Genomic DNA, 3769 nt, shown 5'->3' with positions numbered 1-3769 from the left:
CTGACACTGGGAATCAGTACCCAAAAGCATACAACACAGATTCCACAGTTGCAACCTCCACCACCTCTGCCATCCTGACACCAGCATCCCCAATCCCCAATCCAAAATCCCCAATCCAAAATCCCCTACCCGTGTAGCGCGCGATACTTGCGCACCACGCTGAACGCGATCTCCAGCGACTGCTCGTAGTTCAGGCGCGGGTCCACGAGCGATTTGTAGGCGCGCTCCAGGTCGGTCGCTTCCAACCCCCGCGCGCCGCCGATGCACTCAGTCACGTTCTCGCCCGTAAGCTCAAAGTGCACGCCGCCCAGCCGCGAGCCCTCAGCAGCGTGGATCTCAAAGGCTTGCTCCAGCTCGCCCAGGATGTTCGCAAAGCGCCGCGTCTTGATGCCGCCATCGGTGCGCTCGGTGTTGCCATGCATGGGGTCGCAGCACCAGAGCACCGAGTGGCCCATTTTGTCCAGCGTATTGATGAGCGGCGGCAGGCAGTCGGCGATTTGGTCGGCGCCGAAGCGCGTAATGAGCGTCAGGCGGCCCGGCTCGTCATCGGGGTCGAGGTGGCGCACCAGCGTGCGTAGCTGCGAAGGCGTCATATCCGGCCCCACCTTCAGCCCAATCGGATTCTGGATGCCGCGCATGTACTCCATGTGCGCCTCCTCGGGATTGTTGGTGCGTTTGCCAATCCATGGCAGGTGCGTGCCCAGGTTGTAGACGCCCTGCTTGTGCGGCACCGTGCGCGTGAGGGCTTCTTCGTACGGCAAGAGCAGCGCCTCGTGACTCGTGTAGAAGGTGACGCGCTCCATTGCATCCAGGGCCTGCTCGGCCACCGTGTCGATGAACCGCATAGCCGTGCCGATGTCGTCCACCAGGCGCTGGTACTCATTCGCGAGCGGCGAGTGCGCCATGAAGTCCACATCCCAGTATTCGGGATGGCGCAGGTCCGCGAATCCCCCCTCAGAGAGCGCCCGCACCAGGTTCAGCGTGAGCCCCGAGTGCGTGTACGCTTTGAGCAGACGCTGCGGATCGGGCGTGCGGGATGCCTCGGTAAACTCTGGGCTGTTAATGATTTCGCCGCGGTAGCTGGGCAGCGTGGTCCCATCGCGCGTTTCGGTATTGGAGGAGCGCGGCTTGGCGTACTGTCCGGCAAAGCGGCCCACGCGCACGACCTTCGTATCCAGGCCGTAAGTGAGCACCAGACTCATCTGCAGCATGATCTTGAGGCGGCTCGTAATGACATCCGCCGTGCAGTCGTCGAACGACTCGGCGCAGTCGCCGCCCTGCAGCAAGAAGCGCTCGCCCGCCTCGGCCCGGGCCAGGTCCTCTTTTAGGTTGTCAACCTCCCACGACGTCACGAGCGGCGGCATCCGGTCAACCTGCGACAGCGCGGCGTCGAGCGCGTCGGGGTCGGGATACGTGGGCTGCTGGCGGGCGGTGCGGGTGCGCCAGGACGAGGGACTCCAGGATGGTGCGGTATCGGTGGGCATAGAACGAGTGCGAAGCGTAGACAACGAATGATGGATGCGAAAACGAGGGGTCGTTCGTAGCGTTTCCCCATGCACGGGTTCTGCACGAGCTTCATCTACGAGACCCGATGCTGCATCGGGCTACAGCCCCGGATAGATGGCGCCGTACTTATCGCGCATCGACCCAAGCCACGCATCCGCCTGAAGCGATTGACCGGTGGCCTGCTCCAGAAGATCGGGCGCGTCGAGGCGGCGTCCGTACTGGTGGATGTGCGTGCGCAGCCAGTTGAGCACGGGGGCGAACTCACCCTCGGCAATCTGCGCGTCGAAATCGGACAGGTCTTTGCGCATGGCGTTGGCGATCTGGGCCGACATGAGCGTGCCGAGCGCGTAGGTGGGGAAGTAGCCGATGGCACCGAACGACCAGTGCACATCTTGCAGCACGCCGTTGGCATCGGAGTCGGGCGTGATGCCGAGGTATTCGTCCATGCGATCGTTCCAGGCCGCGGGCAGATCCTGCACGGCCAGGTCCTCTTGCACCAGGGCGCGCTCCAGCTCAAACCGCAGCATAATGTGCAGATTGTACGTCACCTCATCCGCCTCCACCCGAATAAGCGACGGCTCGGACCGGTTGATGGCGCGGTAGAAGTCGTCCAGCGCCACGTTGCGCAGCGCATCCGAAAACGTGTCTTGCAGCGCCGGGTAATAGTGCTGCCAGAACGGACGGCTGCGTCCGATCACGTTCTCGTAGAAGCGCGATTGCGATTCGTGGATGCCGAGCGAGGCGCCTTCGGCCAAGGGCGTGCGGGCCAGCTCCGGAGCAATGCCCTGCTCGTAGAGGCCGTGCCCCGCTTCGTGCAGCGTTGAGAAGAGTCCAGAGGGCAAGAACTGCGCATCGAAGCGCGTGGTGAGGCGCACGTCGGTCACATCGAACGAGGTGGTAAACGGATGCGCCGAAATATCCTGACGTCCGCAGTCGAAGTCATACCCGAAGTCTGTGATGACCGCTTCGCCAAAGGCTTTCTGCTGATCGACCGGAAACGCGCCGTGCAGCATCGCGTCGTTGGGGGCGGGCTGGTCGGCAATCGCATCCACAAGCGGCACGAGTTGCTCGCGCAGATCGGCAAAGGTATCCACGACAGCCGATGTGGGCAGGCCCGGTTCGTATTCGTCGAGGAGCGCATCGTAGCGCTCGGTCTCATAGCCCAGCGCCTCGGCCTTCTGGATGGTGAGGTCCACCAGCTCCTCAAGATGCGGCGCGAAGTGGTTGAAGTCGTCGTTCGTGCGGGCCTGCTTCCAGGCCGTCTGCCCCCGCGAGGCCGCCTGCGAGAGCGCGCTCACCAGATCGGACGGAAGCTTGCGGGCGCGGTCGTAGTCGCGGCGCACCACGCGGACGAGGTCGGCCTGCATGTCTGTGGCTGCGCCCTGCTCCACAGCGGTTTCGGCTTTGTCGAGGAGCGCGCCGATCTCGTCGGTCACGAAGCGCTCGTGCGCCATCGTTTTGAGCGTGGCAATCTGCTGCGCCCGGGCCTCGGCGGCCCCGTCGGGCATGAACGTCTCCTGATCCCACGACAGCACAGCGGCGGCAGATTTGAGGTCTTCGATGGGGGCCAGAGCATCGCGAAGCGCATCGACAGGAGCAGGCATACAGGCGTCAGAAGAATTCGGCAATGGTAATGAGCACCGTAATCAACGTGCCAAACAGCGCGATGGTGCCAACGGTCCACCGCATCATGAGCATCATAGTGGCGTTCATCGCGTCAAAACGCTGGTCGTACCGCACAATCTTCGCATCCATCTTGTCAAGACGACGGTCAACGCTATCAAAGCGTCGCTCCATAGCCTCAAAACGTTCATCAACCTGCTCCGCACGCCGATCAAAACGTTCATCAACCTGCTCCGCACGCCGATCAAAGCGTTCGTTCAGTTGATCGAAGCGGACTTCGAATTGCTCTTGGATTTGCACAAAGCGCCGATCCACCTGCTCGAACCCGTCTTCCATATCAGTGCGCAGGTGGCGCACTTCATTTTCAAGCACATCGAGGCGCGACTGCACCGCACGGTACTCATCACGGGGCACAGCGCGCTCGCTCAGAAGGAGGTCGAGCCAGTGCGTAAAATCCTCAGCGGGCTCCTCGCCCAGCGCGTTGCGAACACTTCGAGGCAGCGACGGCGACATATTGCGTGGCGGTTCTGTGATGCAATAAAACAGTGGTGTTAAGAGGATGCGAAGGGCTTCGTTCCCGGTGACAGGCTTGCCGCATCCGCCTGACACCGCCCGCACCCACAGTCGGTCTCGTACACAT

General features: G+C 62.5%; 3 protein-coding genes. All 3 read right to left on the bottom strand.

Features of this window, described 5'->3' with window-relative positions; translation table 11 throughout:
- Positions 1-125: 125 nt before the first annotated feature.
- Positions 126-1484, bottom strand: coding sequence for a class II 3-deoxy-7-phosphoheptulonate synthase (locus R6U20_RS07860; RefSeq protein ID WP_410337309.1), 1359 nt, complete (start codon positions 1482-1484; stop codon positions 126-128).
- A 120-nt stretch (positions 1485-1604) separates the two neighbouring features.
- Positions 1605-3110 (bottom strand): carboxypeptidase M32, encoded by a 1506-nt coding sequence (locus tag R6U20_RS07855; protein WP_410337308.1) that lies wholly within the window; start codon positions 3108-3110, stop codon positions 1605-1607.
- Between the two features lie 7 nt (positions 3111-3117).
- Entirely contained in the window at positions 3118-3642 is a 525-nt protein-coding gene (locus tag R6U20_RS07850; protein ID WP_410337307.1) for a hypothetical protein, read from the bottom strand.
- Positions 3643-3769: the final 127 nt, after the last annotated feature.

Origin of the sequence: Longimonas sp. (assembly GCF_046498435.1) — a bacterium.
In the GTDB taxonomy this organism is placed as follows: Bacteria; Bacteroidota; Rhodothermia; order Rhodothermales; family Salinibacteraceae; genus Longimonas.
Note: the sequence above shows the minus strand (reverse complement) of the source record. Positions and strands in the feature narration are given on the sequence as shown.